The 24,238-nt window shown below is 70.8% G+C and carries 25 protein-coding genes and 1 tRNA gene; 17 read left to right on the top strand and 9 right to left on the bottom strand.

Annotated elements, in window-relative coordinates:
* The first annotated feature begins 40 nt into the window (after positions 1-40).
* From MA875_RS12220 to MA875_RS12205, 4 genes are read left to right on the top strand one after another with little or no spacing between them, the layout of a single operon-like run.
* A complete protein-coding gene (locus tag MA875_RS12220; RefSeq protein WP_248242532.1) occupies positions 41-505 on the top strand; it encodes a PLD nuclease N-terminal domain-containing protein in 465 nt (154 codons plus the stop codon).
* Between the two features lies 1 nt (position 506).
* Entirely contained in the window at positions 507-2,333 is a 1,827-nt protein-coding gene (menD, locus tag MA875_RS12215; RefSeq protein ID WP_248242531.1) for a 2-succinyl-5-enolpyruvyl-6-hydroxy-3-cyclohexene-1-carboxylic-acid synthase, read from the top strand.
* Between the two features lie 44 nt (positions 2,334-2,377).
* Positions 2,378-3,250: a polyphosphate kinase 2 family protein gene (locus tag MA875_RS12210; RefSeq protein ID WP_248242530.1), complete on the top strand. Its 873-nt coding sequence runs from the start codon at positions 2,378-2,380 to the stop codon at positions 3,248-3,250.
* Between the two features lie 60 nt (positions 3,251-3,310).
* On the top strand, positions 3,311-4,981 hold the full coding sequence (locus tag MA875_RS12205) for a DUF885 domain-containing protein (RefSeq protein ID WP_248242529.1): 1,671 nt from the start codon (positions 3,311-3,313) through the stop codon (positions 4,979-4,981).
* 21 nt (positions 4,982-5,002) lie between these two features.
* Here MA875_RS12205 and MA875_RS12200 read toward each other — a convergent pair whose 3' ends face one another.
* From MA875_RS12200 to MA875_RS12185, 4 genes are read right to left on the bottom strand one after another with little or no spacing between them, the layout of a single operon-like run.
* A complete protein-coding gene (locus MA875_RS12200; protein WP_248242528.1) occupies positions 5,003-6,016 on the bottom strand; it encodes an LLM class flavin-dependent oxidoreductase in 1,014 nt (337 codons plus the stop codon).
* Positions 6,013-6,369: a TIGR04076 family protein gene (locus tag MA875_RS12195; protein WP_248242527.1), complete on the bottom strand. Its 357-nt coding sequence runs from the start codon at positions 6,367-6,369 to the stop codon at positions 6,013-6,015. Before MA875_RS12195 ends, MA875_RS12200 begins: the two co-directional genes overlap by 4 nt.
* Positions 6,370-6,399: 30 nt before the next feature.
* A complete protein-coding gene (locus tag MA875_RS12190; RefSeq protein WP_248242526.1) occupies positions 6,400-7,656 on the bottom strand; it encodes an amidohydrolase family protein in 1,257 nt (418 codons plus the stop codon).
* Positions 7,653-8,936, bottom strand: a complete 1,284-nt coding sequence (locus MA875_RS12185) for an isochorismate synthase (protein WP_248242525.1) — start codon at positions 8,934-8,936, stop codon at positions 7,653-7,655. Before MA875_RS12185 ends, MA875_RS12190 begins: the two co-directional genes overlap by 4 nt.
* A gap of 57 nt (positions 8,937-8,993) precedes the next feature.
* On the opposite strand from MA875_RS12185, the gene MA875_RS12180 reads away from it, so the two are divergent.
* From MA875_RS12180 to MA875_RS12155, 6 genes are all read left to right on the top strand, one after another.
* Positions 8,994-9,542, top strand: coding sequence for a DUF402 domain-containing protein (locus tag MA875_RS12180; protein ID WP_248242524.1), 549 nt, complete (start codon positions 8,994-8,996; stop codon positions 9,540-9,542).
* Between the two features lie 59 nt (positions 9,543-9,601).
* Positions 9,602-10,354 (top strand): demethylmenaquinone methyltransferase, encoded by a 753-nt coding sequence (locus MA875_RS12175; RefSeq protein ID WP_308221526.1) that lies wholly within the window; start codon positions 9,602-9,604, stop codon positions 10,352-10,354.
* Positions 10,355-10,378: 24 nt separating this feature from the next.
* Positions 10,379-11,434 (top strand): polyprenyl synthetase family protein, encoded by a 1,056-nt coding sequence (locus MA875_RS12170; RefSeq protein WP_248242523.1) that lies wholly within the window; start codon positions 10,379-10,381, stop codon positions 11,432-11,434.
* A gap of 52 nt (positions 11,435-11,486) precedes the next feature.
* Positions 11,487-12,860 (top strand): FAD-dependent oxidoreductase, encoded by a 1,374-nt coding sequence (locus MA875_RS12165; protein ID WP_248242522.1) that lies wholly within the window; start codon positions 11,487-11,489, stop codon positions 12,858-12,860.
* A gap of 83 nt (positions 12,861-12,943) precedes the next feature.
* Positions 12,944-13,129 (top strand): hypothetical protein, encoded by a 186-nt coding sequence (locus tag MA875_RS12160; protein WP_248242521.1) that lies wholly within the window; start codon positions 12,944-12,946, stop codon positions 13,127-13,129.
* 34 nt (positions 13,130-13,163) lie between these two features.
* Positions 13,164-14,168 (top strand): alpha/beta hydrolase, encoded by a 1,005-nt coding sequence (locus MA875_RS12155; RefSeq protein WP_248242520.1) that lies wholly within the window; start codon positions 13,164-13,166, stop codon positions 14,166-14,168.
* Positions 14,169-14,205: 37 nt separating this feature from the next.
* Here MA875_RS12155 and MA875_RS12150 read toward each other — a convergent pair whose 3' ends face one another.
* The 3 genes from MA875_RS12150 to MA875_RS12140 form a co-directional block, all read right to left on the bottom strand.
* Entirely contained in the window at positions 14,206-14,742 is a 537-nt protein-coding gene (locus MA875_RS12150; RefSeq protein ID WP_248242519.1) for a pyridoxamine 5'-phosphate oxidase family protein, read from the bottom strand.
* 133 nt (positions 14,743-14,875) lie between these two features.
* A complete protein-coding gene (locus tag MA875_RS12145) occupies positions 14,876-15,259 on the bottom strand; it encodes a DoxX family protein (protein WP_248242518.1) in 384 nt (127 codons plus the stop codon).
* A gap of 17 nt (positions 15,260-15,276) precedes the next feature.
* Positions 15,277-15,765, bottom strand: a complete 489-nt coding sequence (locus tag MA875_RS12140; protein ID WP_124294033.1) for a YajQ family cyclic di-GMP-binding protein — start codon at positions 15,763-15,765, stop codon at positions 15,277-15,279.
* A 241-nt stretch (positions 15,766-16,006) separates the two neighbouring features.
* Here MA875_RS12140 and MA875_RS12135 point away from each other — a divergent pair, with 241 nt between their 5' ends.
* The 4 genes from MA875_RS12135 (at position 16,007) to MA875_RS12120 (ending at position 20,740) form a co-directional block, all read left to right on the top strand.
* Entirely contained in the window at positions 16,007-17,260 is a 1,254-nt protein-coding gene (locus tag MA875_RS12135; protein WP_248242517.1) for a sugar ABC transporter substrate-binding protein, read from the top strand.
* Positions 17,261-17,357: 97 nt separating this feature from the next.
* On the top strand, positions 17,358-18,971 hold the full coding sequence (locus tag MA875_RS12130) for an ABC transporter permease subunit (protein WP_248242516.1): 1,614 nt from the start codon (positions 17,358-17,360) through the stop codon (positions 18,969-18,971).
* A 1-nt stretch (position 18,972) separates the two neighbouring features.
* Positions 18,973-19,941 carry a sugar ABC transporter permease gene (locus MA875_RS12125; RefSeq protein ID WP_248242515.1) on the top strand — a complete coding sequence of 323 codons (969 nt, stop codon included), beginning with the start codon at positions 18,973-18,975 and terminating at the stop codon, positions 19,939-19,941.
* 4 nt (positions 19,942-19,945) lie between these two features.
* The gene (locus MA875_RS12120; RefSeq protein WP_248242514.1) at positions 19,946-20,740 is read left to right on the top strand and encodes a hypothetical protein; all 795 of its coding nucleotides are present in this window, start codon (positions 19,946-19,948) and stop codon (positions 20,738-20,740) included.
* Positions 20,741-20,743: 3 nt separating this feature from the next.
* On the opposite strand, the gene MA875_RS12115 is transcribed toward MA875_RS12120, so the two are convergent.
* Positions 20,744-21,541, bottom strand: coding sequence for a class I SAM-dependent methyltransferase (locus tag MA875_RS12115; protein WP_248242513.1), 798 nt, complete (start codon positions 21,539-21,541; stop codon positions 20,744-20,746).
* A 210-nt stretch (positions 21,542-21,751) separates the two neighbouring features.
* Here MA875_RS12115 and MA875_RS12110 point away from each other — a divergent pair, with 210 nt between their 5' ends.
* From MA875_RS12110 to MA875_RS12100, 3 genes are all read left to right on the top strand, one after another.
* Positions 21,752-22,252, top strand: a complete 501-nt coding sequence (locus MA875_RS12110; protein WP_248242512.1) for an FBP domain-containing protein — start codon at positions 21,752-21,754, stop codon at positions 22,250-22,252.
* Entirely contained in the window at positions 22,249-23,163 is a 915-nt protein-coding gene (locus tag MA875_RS12105) for a PfkB family carbohydrate kinase (RefSeq protein ID WP_248242511.1), read from the top strand. The genes MA875_RS12110 and MA875_RS12105 overlap by 4 nt, the downstream gene beginning before the upstream one ends.
* A 106-nt stretch (positions 23,164-23,269) precedes the next feature.
* Positions 23,270-23,351, top strand: a tRNA-Tyr gene (locus MA875_RS12100).
* 54 nt (positions 23,352-23,405) lie between these two features.
* Here MA875_RS12100 and MA875_RS12095 read toward each other — a convergent pair.
* Positions 23,406-24,238 (bottom strand): integrase core domain-containing protein (locus MA875_RS12095; RefSeq protein WP_248242510.1); only part of this gene is annotated, 833 nt, incomplete at its 5' end.

The following is a 24,238-nucleotide window of genomic DNA, read 5'->3' as shown; positions in this document are numbered from 1 at the left end:
CTCCAGGCCCCGCCCAGCCCAGCGCGCCTAGGATGGACGCATGACGAGGGTGCTCCTCATCGCGGCACTGCTGGCCACGGTGTTCTGGGTCTACAGCATCGTCGACTGCGCCCTGCAGCCGCCGAATCGCCATCGGGGTGTGAGCAAGCCGATCTGGATCCTCATCGTCGTCCTGCTGCCCGTCCTCGGCGGCGTGCTGTGGTTCGTGGTGGGGCGCCTTCGCAAGAAGACGATCGCCGCGCGTCGCGCGCCCGACGACGATCCCGAGTTCCTCGGTCGCATCGGCTCGATCAGCGACCAGGACGAGCGCATCCGTCGCCTGGAAGAGGAACTCGCACAGCTGGATGCCGAGGCCGACGACCCCCGTTTCCTCCCGCCCGAGCGTGGGGCGGCGCCCGGTACCACGATCGAGCCGCCCGCCGCTGGCCGCGATCGGTCGGCCCGCGCCGGTGACCGCCCGGCCGACGACGACGACCCGCTCGGCACCCGCGGACCGCTGAGCTGAGGTGTCCCGCGCCACCTCCGGGCCGCAGGCCCCGTCGACGGATGCCGCCGCCGCGCTGATCGGCGGGCTGGTCGCCGGCGGTGTGCGCCATCTGGTGCTGAGCCCCGGTTCGCGATCCCAGGCGCTGGCGCTCGTGGCCGCGGAGTTCGAGCGGCGCGGCGCCGTGCGCCTGCACGTGCGCATCGACGAGCGCGTGGCCGGTTTCGTCGCCCTCGGGATCGGGCGGGAGACGGGGATGCCGGCGGCCCTCGTCTGCACCTCGGGAACCGCGACGGCGAACTACCTTCCGGCGGTGCTGGAAGCCCATCACGCCGGGGTGCCGATGCTGCTCCTCACCGCCGACCGTCCGCCGGAACTGCGGGGGATCGGCGCGAATCAGGCCACGCGTCAGCCGGGCCTGTACGCCGGGTTCACCCGGTGGGAGGCCGATCTGCCCGTCCCGACCGAGACCGACGAGACCGGCACGGGCGACCAGACGATGATGCTCCGACGCACCGCCGCCGATGCCCTCGCCGCCGCCCGCGGCGAGAACGGCCGGCCGGCCGGCCCGGTGCACCTCAATCTCCCGTACCGCGACCCTCTCGCCGGCTCCCTGCCGGGGTGGCTCACGGCGCCCGTCGGCACGCCCGCCGTCGACGTCGCACCGCCCGAGCCCTCGGGCGCGCTCTACCAGGGCGGCGGCGGGATCGGCGGGTCGGAGGGCGCGAACGAGGCGGGGACGGCCGAGGTCGACCGCGACGCCGTCCTCGAGCGCGGACCGCGCACCGTCGTCATCGCCGGCGCCGACGCCGGCGCGGGGGCCGAAGCGCTCGCGCACGAGGGCGGATGGCCGCTCATCGCCGAGATCGTCAGCGGCGCCCGCTTCGGGCGCCACCTCGTGCACGGCTACCGGACGCTGCTCGGCGACCCGGCGCTCGGGGGCCGCGTCGAGCGCGCCGTCGTCTTCGGCCACCCCACGCTCAGCCGCGAAGTGGCCGCGCTGCTCTCGCGGGACGACGTGAGCGTGCTCGCCCTGCGCGGACCGGGCGAACCGCTGAACCTCAACGGCGCCACCGCGCAGGTCGACGCCGTCTCCGTCGCCCCCGGCGCGGTCGACCGCGAGTGGCTCGGAGCCTGGATGCGCGCCTCGCACGCGGCATCCATCGATCTGAGCCCTCCCGCTCCCGACCCCGACGCGCTGTCCTCCGCGGTGCCCGACGAGCGGCTCCCCGCGATCGCGGCCGAACTGGCCGTCCTGCGCGCACCCGTCGACCGCGCCGCGCTCGTCGACGCGGTGTGGCGGGCGACCTGGCCGCACGACCGGCTGATGTTCGGCTCCTCGCGGCTGGTGCGGGTCGCCGACACCATCCTCGGTGGCAAGAAGGTGCCGGTGCACGCCAATCGCGGCCTCGCCGGCATCGACGGCACGATCGCGACGGCGATGGGGATAGCCCTGGCGAGCCAGGATGTCCCCGGTCAGGATGCCTCCGGTCGGGATGCCCCCGCCCGGCGCGCCGCCGGGGTCACCCGGGTGCTCCTCGGCGACCTCGCGATGCTTCACGATGTCGGCGCGCTGCTCGTTCCGCCCGCGGAGGTCGCCCCGCGAATGCAGATCATCGTCGGCAACGACGGCGGGGGCACGATCTTCGACGGTCTCGAGGTCGCCCGGATCGCGGGGGAGGAGGCGATGGACCGCGTGCTCTACACCCCCCACGAGGCGCGGCTCGAGGAGATCGCCGGCGCCTACGGGTGGGAGTACCGACGCGCCACCACCCGTTCCGAGCTCGATCAGGCCCTCACGTCCGCGGGTGCGGGGCGCCTCGTCATCGAGGTACCGCTCTCCCGCTGAGCCCCGCCCTTCCGGCGCCCGCCCTGGTGAGTCATCATGGCGGGATGACGACAGCAGATTCCGCAGGCTGGATCGGAGACCCCGCAACCGCGCTCCGGGTCGATGAGGGATTCGACCTGGCCGCGGTCGATCCCGACGCAACGCCGGGCTACGTCGGCTCCAAAGACGACGGCGTCGCCGATCTGGCCGCCCAGGCCCCGAGGCTCGATGAGCTGCAGGAGCGCCTGTTCGCCGAGAGTCGCAGCGAGGCGACCGACCGAGCGGTGCTGCTGGTGCTCCAGGCGATGGACACGGCAGGGAAGGGTGGGATCGTCCGGCATGTCGTCGGCTCGGTCGATCCGCAGGGCGTGAAACTCACGGCCTTCAAGAAGCCGACCCCCGAGGAGCTCGCGCACGACTTCCTCTGGCGCATCGAGCGGCGCCTGCCCGAACCCGGCTTCATCGGCGTGTTCGACCGGTCGCACTACGAGGACGTGCTCATCGCGCGCGTGCGCGCCCTCGCCCCACCTGAGGAGATCGAGCGGCGCTACGACGCCATCAACGACTTCGAGGCCCGCGTCGTGGCGAGCGGCACCCGCATCGTCAAGGTCATGCTGCACATCTCCTACGCCGAGCAGGGCGACCGCCTGATGGAGCGGCTCGACCGGCCCGACAAGCACTGGAAGTACAATCCCGGCGACGTCGACGAACGCGCGCTCTGGCCCGACTACATGGCGGCCTACCAGACGGTGTTCGACCGGACCTCCACGCGGGTCGCGCCGTGGCACGTCGTGCCCGCGAATCGCAAGTGGTACGCCCGGCTGGCGGTGCAGCGACTCCTGCTCGATGCCCTCGAGGCCGTGGACCCGCAGTGGCCCGTGGCCACCTTCGACGTCGAACGGGAGAAGCAGCGGCTGGCCGCCACGATGTCGTCGTAGCGGCGCTCGCCGCCGGGCCACCGGCCCTCGCCCGGGACCGCGCGTCCGTAGGCTGGGTCGGTGAGCGCCCCCACCGACCCGGTCCACCTGATCGCCGACGACTACGTCGCCCGACTCGCCGAGCACGAGCCCGATGCGGCGCAGGCGATCGGCCGCAGTGACGGGCCCGACCTTCCCGATCTGTCTCCGACGTGGCTGCAGGAGAAGTATGCGCTGCAGGGCGAGGTCATCGCCCGACTCGACGCCCTCGCCCCCGCGACGGGGGACCGCGCGCTGCGCTCCGCCCTTCGGGAGCGCATGGAGCGTGAGCGGCTGCTCTTCGACACCGGCTTCACCCCGCGCCTGGTCGCGGGGCTCGCCACGCCCATCCATCTGGTCCGGTACGCCGCGGAGGGTCTGACTCTGACCCCGGATGCCGCCGGCGAGGCGCTCCTGCGACGGGTGGAGGCGGCCCCCGTCGCGACCCGGCAGTACATCGAGAGCCTCCGCTGGGCGCGGGAGAACACGCGGCGGTTCAGCGGGGGCGGTGTGGCGCCGGTGCGCCAGCTCGACACCCTGGCGGCGCAGGTGGAGAGGTGGGTCGAGACGGATTGGTTCGGCGCGATCCCCGTCGCCGACCATGTCGACGACGCTGCGCGGCAGCGTCTGCGCGACGCGGCGGACGCGACGAACGCCGCGCTCGCCGAGCTCGTCGCCGTGCTCCGCGACGAGCTGCGCACCGTCGCCCCGACGGTCGACGGCGTCGGCGTCGCGGTGTATCCGCGCATGGCCGCGGCGATGCTCGGCGCCGACATCGACCTCGGCGAGACCTACGCCTGGGGCTGGAGCGAGCTGGCGCGACTGGTCGCCCGGTCCCGCCGGCTCGCGACCGAGCTGGGCGGCACCGGCGAGGACCCGGTGCGCGCCGCAGCCGCCCTCCTCGACGCCGACCCCCTGTACCGCCTGGACGGCATCCCCGCCATCCGCGACTGGCTTCGCGTCCGCGTCGCCGAGACCACCGGTGCGCTGGCCGATGCGTTCGACCTGCCCGATGCCGTCGACCGCGTCGAGTGCGTCGTCTCCGAAGCATCCAGCGGTGTCGTCTACTACACTCCCGCGCCGCCCGACGGATCGGCGCCCAGCCGCATCGTGTGGACGATTCCGAGCGGCGTGCCGGTGGCGGCCACCTGGCAGGAGGTCACCAGCGTCCACCACGAGGGACTCCCCGGCCACCACCTGCAGTTCGTCGTGACCGCCTCCGACCCGGGGCTGCACCCGTGGCAGCGTCATCTCTGCCACATCCACGGCTACGCGGAGGGGTGGGCGCACTACGCCGAGCAGCTCGCCGACAACCTCGGCCTCGTCCGCGACCCGGCCGAGCGCCTCGGGCTCCTCCTCGGCCAGATCTGGCGCACCGTGCGCATCGTCGCCGACATCGGCCTCCACACCGGATGGCCCGTGCCCGAGGGAGCCCTCATCCCCGCGCAGCCGTGGACGCCCGCGCTGGCGCAGGAGCTGCTGGAGCGTTTCGCCCTCGTCGAGCCGGCGCTCGCCGGATTCGAGGTCGATCGGTACCTCGGCTGGCCGGGTCAGGCTCTGGCGTTCCGCGTCGGCGCGCGCCTGTGGACGCAGGCTCGTGACGCCCGCGAGGTGGTCGACGGCGAGGCCTTCTCGCTCCGGAGGTTCCACCGCGATGCGCTGGCGCTCGGTCCGATGGGCCTCGATCCGCTCCGCGAGCGTCTGCTCGGCTGAGCGTCGGATCGCGTCGCCGGGTCAGTTCGCGAGCTGGGGGAGCACCTCGCGGCCGAGCAGCTCGATCCCCTCGGCCGGCACCCGCCCGTGGGGTGTGCCGAATTCGATCCGGTCCACCCCGGCGTCGACGAGCAGGCGCGCCTGTCGCGCGATGTCATCCGGAGTGCCGGCGAAGGCGAACAGCTCCAGCACGTCGCGGGGAACGAGGCGCCCCGCACCATCCTCGTCTCCGTCGGCGAGTCGGGAGCGGATGCCGGGAAGCAGCCCCTCGGGCAGATCCACCGTCGGGTCGAGGGCGGCGATCACGTCGAGGTACATCGCCACCTCGCGGCGGGCGAGCGCTCGGGCCGCGTCGCCGTCGCGGTCGACGACGGTGACCGCGCCGATCACGACCCCGACGTCGCCCTCCGTGCGGCCTGCCTTCTCCAGCCCCGGGCGGAGCCGGTCGCGCACGATGGCGATCATGGCGTGGTTAGCAGACCCGCCGATCTTGATCTCATCGGCGATCTCGCCCGCGAGCGCCATGCCGCGCGGCCCCCACGACCCGACGAGCACCGGCGCCTGGGCTCGCACCGTGGGGTAGCGCAGCCGGACGCCCGGCTCGAGGCGGAACACCCGACCCTCGTAGCCCTCGCCTCGACCGCTCAGCAAGGCCTGGATGACGCCGGCGGCATCGCGCAGCGCCGTGATCGGTCGCTCCGGCTCGAGCCCGATGGCCTCGAGCCACGAACCGCGCGCGAGGCCGAGATACGCCCGGCCGCCCGAGGCGTCGTCGACGAGCGCGAACTGTCCCGCGATCTCGTACGGATGAAGGGTGAACGGGTTCCAGCAGGCGCATCCGAGCCGGATGCGCGAGGTCGTTCCCGCCATCTCCAGCAGTGCCGCGATCGGCGACTGATACAGCAGATCCGAGAAGACGCTCACGCCGTCGAATCCCAGGTCCTCGGCCAGCCGCGCGAGCAGGCCGTACTCGCCGAGGCGCTTGTCGGTCTGCAGGCCGAGGCTCACCTGCACCGGGCGGGAGGAGCCGCTCACGTGAGCTCGTCGGTCGGGATCGATCGGATGCCGGTGCGCTCGATCCGCATGATCAGACGCTCCTCGGGGTCGGGGCAGGCGACGAGGTCGTCCCGCTCCAGCCAATCACCGGCCGGGAGCTGCCGCTGCTTGGCCGGCAGGAGAGGGAGAACCGCCTGCAGGGCGTAGAGGCAGAAGTGTCCGCCGTCGGGGAGGCGCAGTCGGCTGCTCTCGACGAGATCGATGTGGTCGCCCACCGCCATGCCGCAGACCGACCGCCCCTCGATCCGTTCGACGACGACCCGGAGGTCGTACAGATCCGAGGTGGGCTCGTCGGCGCCGTTGGAGGAGGGCTCGGGGATCGCGGTGCTCATCTGGCTCATCCTGTCAGGCGCGAGCGCCCCTCACCCGGAGGAGACGTCGGCGCGGCGGTGGTCGTCGCGGACGACGACGCCGCCCTTCATGACCAGATCGATGTCGCGAAGCGCCGCGACGTCGGCCGTCGGATCGGTCGGCGTCACGACCAGATCGGCCCAGGCCCCGGGAGTGAGGGTGCCGAGTTCGCCCTCGGCCCCCAACCATCGGGCGGGGGCGGACGTGGCGGCGCGGACGGTGTCGGGGGCGGGGAGGCCGCCTGACTGCATGTGCTCGAGCTCGCGCACGACCGCGCTCGTCCCCTCGAAGTTCCAGAAGGGAGGCATGTCGCTGCCGAGCAGCACCTCGACGCCCGCGTCCAGTGCATACCGGTACGAGGCCATGTGCCGCGGGCCCGCGCCGAGGGAGCGCTGCTGCATCCACGTCGGCACCCCGAGATCGTCGAAGAACGCGCCGGCACGGGTGACGACGAGCGTCGGCACGAGCGCCGTGCCGTTCTCGGCCATCAGCCGGGCGACCTCGGGGGTCAGCTCGTAGCCGTGCTCGACGCAGTCCAACCCCACCTCCACGGCCTCGGCGATGATCGCCGCGGGTCCCGCATGCGCGGTGACCTTTCGGCCCCAGGCGTGGGCGGTCGATATCGCCGCGGCCATCTCCTCACGGGTGAGCTGGGGCGTGGTGATCTCCTCGTGCTCGCCGGCGATCCCGCCGGAGATCATCAGCTTGATGAGGTCGGCTCCGGCCTTCACCTGCGATCTGACTCCTCGCGCGAAGGCGTCTGCTCCGTCGCACTCGAGGGTGTCGTCGCTGTCGAATCCGTGACCCCCGGTGCAGCACAGCGCCCGACCGGCGGTGAAGATGCGCGGTCCCGGCACGTGTCCGGCGGCGATCGCGCGGCGCAGGGCGAAGTCGGCGCCGCCCTTCTCGGCGACGCAGCGCACGGTGGTGACCCCCGACAGCAGCGTGCGGCGCGCGCCGTCGGCCATGTAGAGGGCGAGCTCGTGGGGGCTCAGGCCGCTGACCGCGTCGCCGCCTGCGCCCGGAAGCGACAGCGAGAAGTGCGTGTGCATGTTGATCAGGCCCGGCATCACGAACGCGCCGTCGAGGTCGATCACCGCAGCACCGGCGCCGAGCGCGTCATCCGGTGAGGTGATGCGCGTGATCCGGCCGTCCTCGACCACCAGGGCGAGGCCCTCGCGGGGGGCGGGGTCGACGCCGTCGACGAGCTGCATGCCGACGAGCACCGCGTCGCCGCGCGTCGGGAGGGAGGGGACCGCGCCGCTCATGCCAGCGCATCCACGATCGGACGGAACTTCACTCGGGTCTCCAACAGCTCCGCCTCCGGATCGCTGCCGGCGACGATGCCCGCGCCGGCGTGGGCGACGACGGGGATCCCGTCGTCCTGGACATCGAGCCCCTCGAGGCCGAACTGCGCGCAGCGCAGCGCGATCGCCCACTCGCCGTTGCCCGACTGATCGACCCACCCGACCGGTCCGGCATAGCGACCCCGGTCGAAGGGTTCCAGGCGACGGATGACGGCGAGCGCGGCCTCGGTGGGGGTGCCGGCGACCGCTGCGGTGGGGTGGAGTGCGGCGACGAGATCGAGTGAGGACGCGCCGTCGTCGAGGGTGCCCTCGATGTCGGTGGCCAGATGCCAGACGTTCGGGAGCTTGAGCGTGAAGGGCTGCTCGCTCGAGGCGAGGGCGCTGGTGTGGGGGCGGAGGGAGGTCAGCACGCTGTGCGCGGCGTAGCGGTGCTCGTCGAGGTCCTTCGCGCTCGTGGCGAGCTCGAGCGATGCGGCGTTGTCGGCGTCGGCATCGGCCCCTCGGGCGCGCGTGCCGGCGAGGACGCGGGCGGTGACCGTGCCGTCGTGCACCGTCACGAGCGTCTCGGGGCTCGCCCCGATGAGGCCGTCGACTGCGAAGGTCCAGCAGTCCGGATAATCGGTCGCCAGGGCCCGCACCAGGCGGCGCAGGTCGGCGTCGCGCGGCACCTCGCCGACCAGGTCACGGGCGAGCACCACCTTGCCGACCTCCCCGGCGCCGATCGCGGCGACCGCATCGCGGACCGCCGACTGGTACCCCTCGTGGGTCATCCGACCCGGGCCGACCGCTCCGGGCCAGTAGGGCCCGAGTCTACGGGGGGAGGGTTCGGTCGGCGCCTCGTCGTCGGTGCGGACGGTCGTGATCCAGCCGCGTCCGCCCCGCCGGCCGACGACGACCCGCGGCACGATCAGTGCGCTGGAGGCCGCGGAGGCGGCGGTGAAGCTGAACGCACCGAACGCGACCAGGCCCGAGCCGGGAACCCCCACCCGATCGGTGACCTCCGCCCGCGCGGCCACCTCGCGCCAGGCATCGGCGAGCCGGGTGATGCGGGCATTGCGGGGTTCGTCGGGGGTGTCCTCGCCACCGGGCTCTTCCAGCCGGAGGGTCTCGCCGTACCCGGCGATGCCCTCGGCGCGGCGGATCCAGCACAGCGGCGACGCCGCGTCGGCGAAGGGGAGGAGCTCCTCGACGGGGTCGATGGGAGAGGTCTCGACCACCAGTCGGGGGAGGGGGGAGATCACGGCTCCACTCTAGATCCGGGCGCCCGGGGCCGGACGGCGACGCCGTATATTGACGAGGTGCCCGACGACCCGTCATCCGCCATCCGCCCCGAGATCGGTCAGCGCGTGCGCTTCCGCTGGCGCAAGTGGAACGGCGGCGTGCACTGGGAGCACGACTGCGTCTTCCTCGGCAGCGATCAGTGGGGCGACTGGGTGGGGCAGCCGGCGGGCTGGGTCAGCGAGCGACCCGGGCGGCAGATGGTCACGCGTCAGGCATGCGTGATGCTCCTGCCTCCGGGTGGGGAGTACGCCTACACCCGCAACGCCGACCCGAACCGCACGCAGATCTACATCGACCTGGCGTGGGATGTCGGCTGGCAGGGCGGCGAGCCGGTCGGCATCGACATGGACCTCGATGTCGTGAAGCACACCGAGCGGGGCATCTACATCGACGACCGCGACGAGTGGGACGAGCACCGCGTCGCGTACGGGTATCCGCTCGACATCGTCGCGCGGCTGGAGGCCCTCGCCGTCGACCTCGAGCAGCGGGTGCGCGGGGGTGTCGCGCCCTTCGACGACGCCACTCCCGCGCGCTGGCTCGCGCGACTCGAGGCGCTGGGGGTCTGAGGGCCCGCGAGTCGTCCGCGCCCGGTCCGGGCGCGCGGCCGCGCGCATAGACTCGACCCGTGACGACCGATCGCGAGCCCAACCGCGCCGACCTCGGCAAGGACCCGCGTCGTGTCAGCGGCATGTTCGACCAGGTCGCCCGCGGCTATGATCGCACCAACACCGTGCTGAGCCTGGGCAACGACCGGATGTGGCGGGCAGCGACCACCCGCGCGGTCTCGCCTCGCCCGGGGGAGCGCATCCTCGACCTCGCCGCCGGAACGGGCGCCTCCAGCGTCTCCCTCGCCAAGAGCGGCGCCGAGGTGGTCGCCGCCGACTTCTCGCCCGGGATGATCGCCGAGGGCGAGCGTCGCTACGGCGCGACGTCGCCGGGAGGCGGCATCCGGAATCTGTCGTTCGTGCAGGCGGACGCGACGGACCTGCCGTTCGGGGACGCCGAGTTCGATGCCGTGACCATGTCCTTCGGCCTGCGCAACGTCAACGATCCCAAGAAGGCGCTGCGGGAGCTGCTGCGGGTGACCCGGCCCGGCGGGCGCGTGGTGATCTGCGAGTTCTCGCACCCGCCGTCGGGCGCCTTCAACCGGCTGTACCGCTTCTACAACGACCGCGTGCTGCCGACCGTCGCGAAGGCGGTGAGCTCCAACGCCGAGGCCTACGACTATCTCAACGAGTCGATCCGCGACTGGCCGGATCAGCGCACCCTGTCGGCGTGGATCCGCGAAGCCGGGTGGACCGATGTGGCGTTCCGCAACCTGTCGATGGGGATCGTCGCCCTCCACCGCGGCCGGAGGCCCCGCGACGACCGTCGCTGACCACGGCGCCACTAGGCTGGGGCTGTGACTCCCTCCGCTCCCGGCTCGCCGATCACCGGTCAGCTGAGCCTGACCGAGCGGGTCTTCGCCGGCCCCGGGGCGCGGCGCCTTCTCGCTGCGGTCGAGGACGGACTCGCGCGCGTCGACGAACACCTGCGCAGCGAACTGCGGGTGACCGACGCCCTGGCCAACGCCACCAGTCGATACCTGTACAACGCCGGCGGCAAGCGCGTGCGGCCCACTCTGGCGCTCCTCACCTCCCAGCTCGGTGACGGCGTCACCCACGAGGTCGTCGAGGCCGCGTCGGCGCTGGAGATGACCCACCTGGGCTCGCTGTACCACGACGATGTGATGGATGTCGCCGACAAGCGTCGCGGCGTTCCCGCCGCCCACGCGGTGTGGGGCAACAATGTCGCGATCCTCACGGGCGATCTGCTGTTCTCCCGTGCGAGCCAGATCATGGCGCGGCTGGGGGAGCGGGCCATCCGCATCCAGGCCGACACCTTCGAGCGCCTGGTGCTCGGTCAGATGCATGAGACCGTCGGGGCCACCGAGGACGACGACCCGGTGGAGTTCTATCTGCAGGTGCTCTCCGACAAGACCGGATCGCTCATCGCCGCGGCCGCACAGGCCGGCGTGATCTTCTCCGACGCCGACCCCGCCTTCGAGGCGCCCATGGTGGTCTTCGGCGAGAAGGCGGGCGTCGCCTTCCAGCTGCTCGACGATGTGATCGACCTCTCGCCCGACCCCGGTGAGACCGGCAAGGTGCCCGGCACCGACCTTCGCGCCGGTGTGCCGACGATGCCGTTCCTCCTGCTCGGTCAGCGCTCCGACGCGGACGCGGTGCGGCTGCGCGAGACGATCGACGACGGCGTGGAGCGCATCGCCGAGGGCGCCGATCCGGCGATCCTCGACGGTCCTCTCGCCGAACTGCGGGAGCACGAGACCACCGAGGCCACGCGAGAGCTCGCACACCGGTACTCTCTTGAAGCGATCGATGCGCTGGAGCCGCTGCCCGACGGGCCGGTGCGCGAAGCGCTGACGCGCTTCGCCCGCGCGGTCGCCGATCGCGCGAGCTGATCGGCGAATTCTCCCGGAACGCCGCGGCGCGGCATCCGTCAGAAAGGACTTCATGACCAGGCTCAGGCTTGCCATCGTCGGTGCAGGACCCGCCGGCATCTACGCCGCCGACATCCTGCTGAAGGCGGAGCGTCGCTTCGACGTCTCCATCGACCTGTTCGAGCAGCTGCCCGCCCCTTACGGGCTGGTGCGGTACGGGGTGGCCCCCGACCACCCGCGCATCAAGGGCATCATCACGGCGCTGCGCGAAGTGCTCGACCGCGGTGACATCCGGATCTTCGGCAACGTGCGCTTCGGTGAGGACATCACCCTCGAGGATCTGAAGCAGCACTATCACGCCGTCATCTTCGCCACCGGCGCGGTGCGCGACACCGATCTGCGCATCCCCGGGATCGACGCCGAGGGCTCCTACGGTGCGGCCGACTTCGTCAGCTGGTTCGACGGACACCCCGACGTGCCGCGCACCTGGCCGCTCACCGCGGAATCAGTGGCGGTGATCGGCAACGGCAACGTCGCCCTCGACATCTCGCGCATGCTCGCCAAGCATGCCGAGGATCTGCTACCCACCGAGATCCCCGACAACGTGTACGAGGGGCTGAAGGCCTCGCCGGTCACCGACGTGCACGTGTTCGGCCGCCGCGGCCCGGCGCAGGTGAAGTTCACCCCGCTCGAGCTGCGCGAACTCGGTGAGCTGCGCGATGTCGACATGGTCGTCTACGACGAGGACTTCGATTACGACGAGGCCTCGAAGGACGCCATCGCCAGCAACAAGCAGGTCATGGTCATCGACCGCGTGCTGCAGTCGTGGCGCAAGCGTCCGAGCGTCAACAACGCCGGAGGCGAGGCGTCCCGACGGCTGCACCTGCACTTCTGGGCCAAGCCGGTCGAGGTCAAGACCGACGAACAGGGTCGGGTGTCGGCGTTCGTCTACGAGCGCACCCGCCCCGACGGCGAGGGCGGGGTCGTCGGAACGGGCGAGCTGCGCGAGGTCGCCGTGCAGGCGATCTACCGCGCCGTCGGCTACTTCGGTTCGCCCCTGCCGGGAGTGCCTTTCGACAAGCGCCACGGGGTCATCCCCAACCACGAGGGGCAGGTGCTGAAGAAGGACTCCAACGAGCGGGTCCCCGGGGTCTATGCGACGGGCTGGATCAAGCGCGGTCCCGTGGGACTCATCGGCCACACCAAGTCCGACGCGATGGAGACCGTGCGTCACCTCATCAACGACCAGGGTTCCTGGTGGCAGCCGACCGACCCGTCGGAGGAGGCCGTCCCGGCGCTGCTGGAAGCGCGCGGCGTGAGGTGGACCGACCTCGACGGCTGGCACCGCCTCGACGAGCACGAGGTCGCCCTGGGCGCGCCGCACGGGCGCGCGCGGATCAAGGTCGTGCCGCGCGACGAGATGATCGCGGTCTCGCGCGGGGAGTAGCCTCGCGCGGGAGCAGTCGCCCGAACCGGGAGCCCCGAGCCGGATAGGCTGGGGGGAGTTCCCCTTCACCAGGAGGTCACCTCATGCTGATCGCGCTCTACATGGTCCTGCTCGTCGGCGGGATGTGGATCCTGGGTGTGAGCTTCAACTTCCCCGACTTCGGCGGTGTGCTCTTCGCCGCCGGCGTGCTCATCATCTGCGCCGCGGTGGCCCTGCCGGTGACGCTCAGCCGTCACGAGAACCGCGACTCCAACCCCGGCAACTGGTAGGTCGCGGGTCGGTGACCCGCAGCCAGGCGATCGGATGACCGGGGGATGGGCTCCGGATGTCCTCGGGGCGCCGTTCGAGCAGCGGACGCTGCCGCTCGCCGATGACGACGAGGGCGCGGTCGTCGCCACCCTGGTCCGCTGTCTGCCGCCCCGATCGCTCCGCGCGTTTCTCACCGGCGGACCGCGCCCCTTCACCGACGTCGACGTGCTCTACGTCCACGGCTGGTCGGACTACTTCTTCCAGACCCGCCTCGCCCGGTTCTGGGCGGAGCGGGGTGCGCGCTTCTACGCGCTCGACCTCCGGAAGTACGGACGGAGCCTGCGGCCCGGCCAGACTCCGGGGTACATCGGCGACCTCGCCGACTACGACGCCGACATCGCCGCGGCGATGGTTGCCATGGGCCGGGACGCGGACGGCACCGGCGCGCGTCGCCTGGTGCTCGTCGGCCACTCGACCGGCGGGCTGACTCTCAGTCTGTGGGCGGCGCGTCACCCCGATGCCGCCACCGCCGTCGTGCTGAACAGTCCGTGGCTGGAGTTCCAGCTCAGTGCGTCGCTGCGTCAGGCCATCACGCCCGTGCTCGACATCCACTCCCGTCGCCGGCCGCTGGACCTGTGGCCGCAGGTGGACGCCGGGTTCTACGCTCGCGCACAGTCCGAGGTCGCCGATCCCGACGACCCGGTGCAGGTGGATCCCGCGTGGCGGCCCGAGCGCAGCATGCCGGTGCACGTGGGGTGGATGCGGGCGATCGTCTCGGGGCACGCGGCGGTGTCGAAGGGGCTCGGGATCAGGGTGCCGGTCTGCGTCCTGCTGTCGGCGCGGTCGGTCGCACCGGTGCGCTGGGACGACGAGCTCACCCGTGCAGACTCGGTCCTCGTGGTCGATGACATCGCCCGCGCCGCGCTCAAGCTCGGATCGTCGGTGACGATCGAGCGGATCGACGGGGCACTGCACGACGTGTTCCTGTCACGGCGCGACGCCCGCGAGGACGCCTATGCGCGACTGGAGCGCTGGACGACGGCGATGCTCTCACGCTGACGGCGTCGGTGACGCTTCGGTGCGGCCCGGACGGGGATCAGGAGAGCAATCCGTCGGGACGGGGCCGATGGGAGGCGATCGGTTCGGGCCGCTCGGCCCGTGGTCGGGCCGGGGGTGGGGCGGGAGGTGCTGCCGCAGGCGGCCGTGAGCTCGGCTGGGCGGGGCTTTCCGTGCGATCGGCGAACCGGCGACCCGTGATCGTGTCGACCGACAGCTTCAGGACGTGCGCCTTGTAGCGAGGGCTCGCCGAGACGACCCGGGTGATGCCGCTCCGCTCGATCTCCACCGCGTCGACCGTGCGTGCCGCATGTCCGTGGACAACCACACTCCAGACTCCGTCCTCATCCCGGCCGTCGATCTCGAAGGCCGCCGCCGGTCGGGCGTCGAGGCTGACCACCTTCGCGTCGGGCGCGCTGCGCACGTACACCGCGCCCTCATGGACGACGTAGTTGACCGGGAAGATGTCGGGTGCGCCGTCGCGTCGGGTCACAGCGAGCCGCCCGACCTCCTCGGCCTCCATCAGGCCCCAGCATTCCGCCGTCGTGAGTCGTCGTGCAGAAGGTCCGGTCGTCATGAGATTCTCCCCTCCAGGTGCGACACTTCGAGCATGCCCGCCCGAGGCGGATCGCACGAGTCCCTCATTGGTCAGCGCGGGGATGCCGCGCCAGCTTGTGAGACTCGAGGGAGAAGTCAGAGGCCCGCCGGCTTCAGCGATTCGCCCACAGGGCCCAGGCGATGAGGACGGGCTGGAGAAGCAGCCGGATGAATCGTGCCCGGTCGGTTCGCAGCATCGGGGCGGACCGACCGGTGCGCCACTGATGCACGTTGCCGGGGAAGACGAGCACGAAGAAACCGGCGACGAGCCACCCCACGCTGCGTTCCCGGGGGATGGTGGCCACAGCGCCGGCGAGGAGGAGCTCGGCGACCCCGGAGCCGACGACGATGGCGTCCTTGCTCAAGCCGGTGGTGCGGGCCGCCCAGTCGGGGACGACGATGCGATAGCCGCGTCGCCCCCAGACGAGATGGGAGACGCCTGCGGCGGCGAGGAGTGCCGCGAGGAGCCTGCGTGCACCCGCGCGCCAGAACTCCACAGAACGCAATACGCGGATCAGCGGTAGTTCACGAACTGGAGGTCGACGTCGAGGTCAGCGGCCTTCAGCAGGCGCTGCACCTCCTGGAGGTCGTCACGAGATTTCGACTGCACGCGCAGCTCGTCGCCCTGGATCTGCGACTTCACCGACTTCGGACCCTCGTCCCGGATGATCTTGCCGATCTTCTTGGCATTCTCCTGCGAGATGCCTTCCTTCAGAGTCGAGACGATGCGGTACTCCTTGCCGCTCGCGGTCGGCTCTCCCGAGTCGAGGCTCTTCAGCGAGATGCCGCGCTTGATGAGCTTCGTCTGGAAGACATCGAGGACCGCCTTCGCGCGCTCCTCGGAGTTCGCCTTGATAAGGATCGCCTCGCCGCTCCACTCGATGGAGGCGTCGGTGCCCTTGAAGTCGTACCGCTGCTCGACCTCCTTGCGTGCCTGGTTGAGCGCGTTGTCGGCTTCCTGCCGATCGATCTTCGAGACGATGTCAAAACTTGAGTCGGCCATACCGCGATTCTAGCGAGCCCGCCTGTTGGTGTAAGCGCTTCCAAGGGCGAAGCACGGGTGAGGTGTTGTGGCTCCGGCACAATTCCGACCGGGCGAGGGTCACAGGATGGTATCGACCCCGGATCGAGATTGCGGATGGCGCACAACTGGCGCAAACTGTAAGCGCTTGCAACATGAGCTTGCGACAAGGGAGCCGCTCCCGCGGTCTTGTCGCCCTCCCCAAAGAAAGAGGCGAACACCGATGAAGGTGATGAACAAGCGTGCACTGGGTCTCAGTGCGTTCCTGGTCGGCGGGGCCGTTGTGCTCGCCGGCTGCGCAGGCGGCGGCGGTGGCGAGAGCTCCGGCGGTGCCGACAACGGCGGCGACTCGGGCGCCGCGGAGAACACCCTGACCGTCTGGGTCGACGCCGACCGCGAGCGCGCCCTCCAGGATGTCGCGACCGCCTTCGAAGAGGAGAAGGGCATCGCCGTCGACCTCGTCGTCAAGGAGTACGAGGACATCCAGCAGGACTTCATCACGCAGGTGCCGAGCGGCGAGGGCCCCGACATCACCATCGGCGGTCACGACTGGACCGGTGCCTTCGTGCAGGACGGTGTGGTCGCGCCCGTCGAACTCGGCGACAAGGCCGCCGAGTTCGAAGAGGTCGCCATCGCGGCGGTCACCTACGACGGCAACACGTACGGACTGCCCTACGCGATCGAGAACATCGCGCTGGTCCGCAACGCCGACCTCGTGCCCGAAGCACCCACCAACTTCGACGACATGATCGCCAAGGGCACCGCGGCCGGCACGCAGTACCCGTTCGTCGTGGGTCTGAACCCGCAGAACTCCGACCCCTACCACCTGTACCCGTTCCAGACCTCCTTCGGGAACTCGGTCTTCGCGCAGAACGCCGACGGTTCGTACGACGCCGCCAACCTCACCATCGGTGACGAGGCCGGCCAGCAGTTCGCCACCTGGCTCGGTCAGCAGGGCGCTGCGGGCGTGTTCAACCTGAACCTCGACGGCGACCTGGCCAAGGAGGCCTTCAACGCCGGCCAGGCTCCGTTCTTCCTGACGGGTCCGTGGAACATCGCCGACGCGGTGGACGCCGGCGTCAACGTCGCCGTCGACCCGATCCCGTCGGCCGGCGGCCAGACCGCCCGCCCGTTCGCGGGTGTGCAGACGTTCTTCCTGAGCTCGCAGTCGGAGAACGCCCTCGCGGCGAACGAGTTCCTCGTGAACTACGTCGCCACCCCCGAGGTGCAGACCGCGCTGTTCGAGGCCGGCGGCCGTGCTCCGGCTCTGACCGAGTCGTTCGAGGCGGCGCAGTCCGACCCGATCGTCGCCGGCTTCGCCGCCGTCGGTGCCGAGGCCGTGCCGATGCCCAGCATCCCGCAGATGGGTGCCGTGTGGGATGACTGGGGCACCACCCAGGTGGCCATCATCCAGGGTGCCGACCCGGTCTCCAGCTGGACGACCATGGCCGAGAACATCCAGGGCAAGATCGGTTGATCGCCTTCGGCGGGGATGTCGCTCACGCGGCATCCCCGCCGAACCCCTTTCCCCTGACTGATCGACCGCGCCGTCGATCGTCCGCCAAGGAGCCTCGATGACGATTCCGACCCTCGACACCGACGACCGCGCGTCCGACCGACGCGCAGACCCGGCCACCGAGAGGCGCCGCCGCCGTGCGGCGGCCTTCGCCGACGCCGCCTCCGCGGGCTGGAAGGTGTGGCTGTTCAAGATCGTCGCGCTCGGCATCGTGGACGCGATGGCGATCTACGCGATCCTCGTCCTGGTCGTTCAGGAGCAGTGGGTGGTCGCTGGGGCCATCGCGGTGGGCGTCGTCATCCTCAACGCGGTGTACCTCATTCCCGGCCTCCTCCCGGCGAAGTACCTCGCACCGGGTCTGGTGTTCCTGTTCATCTTCCAGATCTTCGTCGTGCTCTACACCGTCTACATCGCGTTCACGAACTACGGGTCGGGACACAACTCCACCAAGGAGGACGCGATCACCTCGCTCCTCCAGCAGTCGCAGACGCGGGTGGAGGATTCCGCCACCTACCCGGTGCAGATCGCCACGCGCGACGGGGAGTTCTTCCTCGTCGTCGAAGACCCCGAGACCGGCGATCTGAGCGTCGGCGGCACCGAGCAGCCGCTCGAATCCGTCTCCTCGCCCGAGGCGGCCGGCTACGAGGTGCTGGACTTCTCGCAGATCCTCGCCAATCAGGCCGAGATCGGCGCACTGGCCGTGCCGCTGGACGACGACCTCAACGACGGCTACCTTCGCACGACCGACGGCTCCAACGCCTACCTCTTCCAGTCCAGCCTGGAGTGGGATCCGGTCGCCGACACGATGACCGACACCGAGACCGGCACGGTGTACCGCGACATCGGCACCGGCGCGTTCACCGCGGATGACGGGACGGAGATCCTCCCCGGCTGGCAGGTCTGGGTCGGCGGCGAGAACTTCGTCCGCGCGGTCACCGAGGAATCCATCCGCGGCCCGTTCATCGCGGTCCTCGTCTGGACCTTCGTGTTCGCCTTCCTGTCGGTGGCGACCACCTTCGTCCTCGGCCTCTTCCTCGCGATCGTCTTCAACGATCCGAAGATGAAGAGCCGCAAGTACTACCGCGTGATCCTCATCCTCCCGTATGCCTTCCCGGCGTTCCTGTCGGCGCTCATCTGGGCGGGCATGTTCAACCAGGACTTCGGCTTCATCAACCAGGTGCTGCTGGGAGGGGCGTCCATACCCTGGCTCCTCGATCCGATCCTCGCGAAGGTCGCGATCCTCATCGTCAACCTCTGGCTCGGGTTCCCCTACATGTTCCTGGTGTGCACCGGTGCGCTGCAGTCGATCCCCGACGACATCCAGGAGGCGGGGCGGGTCGACGGCGCGGGCGTGTGGCAGGTGTTCCGGCACATCAAATTCCCGCTGCTGCTGGTCTCGGTCGCGCCGCTGCTGATCTCGTCGTTCGCGTTCAACTTCAACAACTTCAACATCGTCTACATGCTCACCAACGGCGGCCCCCGATTCGCCGATGCCTCCATCAACGTCGGTGCCACCGACATCCTGATCTCCATGGTCTACAAGGTGGCCTTCGTCGGAGCGAACCGTGACTACGGGCTCGCGAGCGCGTTCTCGATCATCATCTTCATCCTGGTCGCCGTCATCTCCTACGTGAGCTTCCGACAGACCAAGGTCCTCGAGGAGCTGAACTGAGATGGCACTGAACTCCAACCCGCTCACCTCCCAGCCCGCGCCGACATTGGCCGAGGCTCTCGCCGACGACCAGCGGGGTGCCGCCGCCGCGCAGAAGCCGGCGCCCGCACCGCGTCGCCCCTTCGGGCGCTGGTTCCGTGAGACCGGCTGGCGCCACCTCATCGGCATCGTCATGCTGCTGTTTTGCGCGTTCCCGCTGGCGTACGTCCTCTCGGCGTCGCTGAACCCCGGCGGCACGCTGCTGACCGCGAACAGCCTGTTCTCCACCTTCGACCTGGGCGCGTACTTCCGCCTGTTCGAGAATCCGTCGCAGCCCTATGGCGCCTGGTTCGTCAACACCCTCGTCATCGGGCTCGCCACCGCCTTCGGCACGGTGCTCCTCGGCGCGCTCGCGGCGTATGCGTTCTCGCGCATGCGCTTCACCGGACGCCGGTTCGGCCTTCTCACCCTGCTGCTGGTGCAGATGTTCCCGCAGCTGCTGGCGTTCGTCGCGATCTTCCTGCTCATGTCGGCGATCGCCGACATCTTCCCGGCGCTGGGGCTGAACTCCCAGCTCGGACTGATCATGGTCTACCTCGGCGGCGCGCTGGGCGTGAACACCTACCTGATGTACGGGTTCTTCAACACCGTGCCGGCGTCCATCGACGAGGCGGCGAAGATCGACGGCGCCGGTCACGCGCGCATCTTCTTCACGATCATCCTGCGTCTGGTCGCGCCGATCCTCGCCGTCGTCGGGCTGCTGTCGTTCCTGGCGACGACGAACGACTTCGTCATCGCGTCGGTCGTGCTCTCCGATCCCGACAAGCAGACGCTCGCCGTCGGTCTCTACCAGTTCGTCTCGCAGGAGACCGCACGCAACTGGAGCGTCTTCGCCGCGGGTGCGGTGCTGGCCGCGATCATCCCGGTCGCGCTGTTCCTCGCCCTCCAGCGCTTCATCGTCGGCGGCCTCACCGCCGGCAGTGTGAAATGACCCGATGACGGCTCCGGCCGGATCCGCTCGGTTCTCCGCGCTCAGCCGCGGCCTGGCCGCCGGCGTGGAGGCGCACGGCGATCTGATCGGCCTCGTGCTGCTCGGGTCCGCATCGGAGCAAGCCGCGCATCGACGCGACGAGTGGTCGGATCACGACTTCTTCGCGCTCATCGCCGACGGCCGCGGCGCCCAGGTGCGGCCCGACCTGTCCTGGCTGCCCGACCAGGACGATCTCGCGGTCACCGCCCGGGAGGGCGAGATCGGCTTCGTCGCCGTCTACGACGACGGGCATGTGTTCGAGTTCGCCCTCTCGGAGGCCGCAGAACTGGACGGGGCGGTCGCGGGGGAGGCGACCGTGGTCGTCGACGACGACCGCGGTACGACGGCCGATCTGGTCGCGCGGGCACGGGCCACCGCTGCCGCACGCGACCGGTTCGATCCCGAGAACGATGCCGCCCTGGTCTTCGTCAAGCTGCTCCTTGGCACCGGCCGGGCCCGTCGGGGTGAGGTGCTGAACGCGGGCCAGTTCGTCCGCGGTGCCGCGGTCATCCATCTCGTCCGCGCGATCCGCGGGCGCTTCGGCGATCGTTCGACGACGCGCCGTGACATCATCGACCCGCTCCGCCGGTTCGAGCGCGACTTCCCGGAATGGGGTGCCCGCATCGCCGAGGCCGCCTCGGCGCCCGTGGAAGACGCCGCTCGAGGACTGTACGTCCTGGCTCGCGAGATCCTCGAGCCCGGGTGGGATGCGTTCCCTGCGCGTGCGGCCGACGCCGTGGCGCGTCGCCTCGGTTTCTGAGACTCAGCGCCGAGCGTCCACGCGCCAGCGGAAGGTGCTTCTCAGGTCGTACCCGCCGTCGGTCCGCCGGAAGGGTTCGGCCGCACGAGCGATCACGTCGGAGAGGTCGGCGATCGTCGCCTCGTCCTCACCGAGCAGCACGGTCGCCGCGAGTTCGTCCGGGCCGGCGGCGCGGAGCTGCACCTCCACCGTGCCCCGCGAGACCGGGCGTAAGCCTGCGGCCTCGACCGCGAGATCGAGAGCGGACGGATGCGACGGACCCGCCTCTGCCGGAGCGCGGCCGGGCTCGGGGCGATCCTCGTCGGCGGGGGGATCGAACGCGGCCTCGAGGGCCTGTTCGATGACGGCCAGGTCGTTCCGCCCGGTGTCGGCCCACTCCGCGACGCCCAGGAGGCCCCCCGGCTGCAGCACCCGGGCGCCCTCGCGAACGGCGGCGTCGAGATCGTCGGCGAGGTGCAGCACGGTGACGGCGGTCACCACTTCGAAGGTGTCATCGGCGAAGGGGAGGGCCGTGGCATCCGCTTCTCGGGCCTCGCCGTGCCGCGCGGCCAGCGCCACCATCGCGGATGAGGAATCGACCCCGATCGCCTGCGCGCCGGCCGCGACGAGCTCGGCGAGGAACTCGCCCGAACCGCAGCCGACGTCGAGCACGCGCGTGCCCGGGCCGATGGCGCATGCGGAGAGGAGTGCCCGACGCGCCGGCGCCGAGACCCCGCCCCACCGCTCGGCCCATCCCTCAGCCAGGGTCGACCACCCGTCGGCCTCCGCAGGGAAGCCGTCGCCGGTGTCGTCCTCCGTCACGGGCGCCACCCTATCGCCCGTCGTCGGCGCGACCCGTCAGAAAGTGCGGTCCACACGCGCGGCGGGCCGCCGTTTTCGACGGGTCGCGTCGCGGTCGCGCGCGGCGGCGCGCCCGCGGTCGCGGCGGAGCTTCGCCGGCCGCGACGGGCCGCCCGCCCCGCGGATGGGGAGAGGTTCGTAGACTGTCCCGAGACCAGGCGAGGAGAGTGCATGAGCCCGCTGACCGAGGACGACATCCGCACGTCGTTCGTGAACGCCCGTCCCGACGAACTGCAGGTGATGGCACTGCCGAGCGATTTCGTGCTGACCGATTGGGACCACCTGGACTTCTTCGCGTGGCGCGACCCCCGCACACGCGGCCGCGCGTACGTCATCGCCGAGGTGGACGGCGAACCCGTCGGTGTGCTGCTGCGCGCGGCAGAGGGGACCTCATCGGCGCGTTCGGCGATGTGCAACCTGTGCCACACGATGCAGCCGGCCGATCAGGTCGCGCTGTTCACCGCACGCAAGGCAGGCGAAGCAGGTCGCAACGGCGACAGCGTCGGCACCTACATGTGCGCCGACCTGAGTTGTCACGAGAACGTCCGGCTGGCGGCCCCGCTCGCGCCGAGTGAGATCCGTGCCAGCGTCGACCGGCGCATCGACGGTACCCGCCGGCGCACCGAGGCGTTCGTCGAGAGCGTCGCCCAGCACGCCCGGAGCCGGTCGTGAGCCGCGCCGTCGTCATCGGCGATGCCCTCATCGACGAGCTGCGCGACGACCACGGCGTCCGCGAGTTCGTCGGCGGCGCCGCGCTGAACGTCGCGGTGGGGCTCGCGCGCCTCGGCGTTCCGGCGACCCTCATCGCCATGGTCGGCGATGACGAGGCCGGAGCGCGCATCCGCTCCTACCTCGCCGACTTCGGCGTGCAGCTTCTCGCGACCCCCTCGCCCCGGGGCTCGTCGCGCGCCGTGAGCACGCGCAGCGGCGGGGGCGAACCGACCTATGTCTTCAACGACGCCGCCCAGCACCGCGCCGTGCACCTCGGCGCAGACGAGCGGGCCGCTCTGGACGCGGCATCCGTCATCGCCATCAGCTGCTTCCCCTTCGACGACGTCGCCCAGACCCTGGCGCTGTCGCAGGCCGTCCGTGCATCGGGTTCGCCGCTGGCGATCGACGTCAACCCACGCGAGGGGATGATGCACGACCGGGCGGAATTCGTCCGCGGCTTTGAGCAGCTCGCGGCGGGCGCCGCGCTGGTCAAGATCGGGGAGGACGACGCCGAGCTGCTCTACGGCGAACCGCTCGATGCGCTTCGGGCGCGGCTCATCGACGCGGGGGCGGGCGCGGTGCTCGCCACGCAGGGGCGTGCCGGCGCCACCATCGAGGCGGGGCCGGAGGTCGTCACCCGTCCGATCTCCGACCTTCCGGGTCGCATCGTCGACACCATGGGTGCGGGGGATGCGGCCTTCGCGACCGTGATCGCCGCCATGATCGACGCCGCCCCGACCGACGCGGAGGCCTGGGGTGCGGCACTGCAGAGGGCGATGGATGTCGCGGCCGCGACCTGCCGCTTCGAAGGCGCGCTGCTGCGGCTGCCTTCGGCGCTGACCGATCCCGATCTCGATCGCCTCGAAACCTGAGGGTCGGACTGTGGCATCCGGCGCGGATTTTTTCGACGCCCGCCGGGGGTCTAGACTTGTTTCTCGCGCCTCCGGTCGACTGCACAAGCCGGGCGGGTGCGCACTCGGCGAGTTACCCAAGCGGCCAAAGGGATCTGACTGTAAATCAGCCGGCGTAGCCTTCGGGGGTTCGAATCCCTCACTCGCCACCCTGTGATGAGTCGCGACATAGGAGACATCTGAGTCGCGACATAGATGACATGTCATGAAGGAGAGTCCGGCCATCGGCCGGGCTCTTTTTCGTTGTTTCGCCAGTAGGTGCGGGCGGGATTGATGGTGTTCGTCGCGAGGATTTCGCCGGTGTCGAGGTGGATGACGGTGATGGTGTGTTCGTCGGTGATGAGGATGCAGCGTTTCCCGCGGTGTGCGGCGCCGATGCCGAGGTGGTGCATGCGGGCGGCGCGGCGGAAGCTGATCTTCCCGTTGGTGCCGACGTGGTCGTAGCGGATCCGGTAGTGGACGGCGTCGTGCCGGCTGCCGGCGGGGGTGGCTTTCGGGGTGGCGGTGTAGGCCGTTGCTGGGGTGAGTCCGTGGGCGCGATGGGGGCGGGCGGTGTTGTAGTGATCCCGGAACTGGTCGAGCTGGGCCTGCAGCTCGGGGATCGTGTGCGCGCGCGGTCGTGCCGCGAGCCAGCGTTTCAGGGTCTGATGGAACCGTTCGATCTTCCCTTGCGTCTGCGGGTGGTTCGGGGCGCCGTTCTTCTGCACGATGCCGAGGGCGGCGAGGACGTATTCGAACTCGTTGCGGGCTCCGGCGTGCCGGGCGGTGTAGACCCGTCCGTTATCGGTGAGGGTGGAAGCGGGCGGGCCGTAGGTGTCGACGGCGGCGAGGAACGTGTCCACGACGGTGCGGCCGGTGACGGGGTGGTGGGCGGTGCAGCTGAGGAGGAGTCGGGAGTGGTCGTCGAGCCAGTTCAGGATCTCCACGTCGGTGCCGTCCGCGAGGCGCCAGTGTGTGAAGTCGGACTGCCAGGTCTCGTTGGGTTGTGCGGCTTCGAACCGGACGAACGATGATCGGGGGCGTTTGCGGGGCTCTG

The organism is Microbacterium kunmingense (assembly GCF_023155745.1).
GTDB classification, from domain to species: domain Bacteria; phylum Actinomycetota; class Actinomycetes; order Actinomycetales; family Microbacteriaceae; genus Microbacterium; species Microbacterium kunmingense.
The sequence above is the reverse complement of the archived record's forward strand: the minus strand, read 5'-3'. Positions and strand labels throughout refer to the sequence as shown.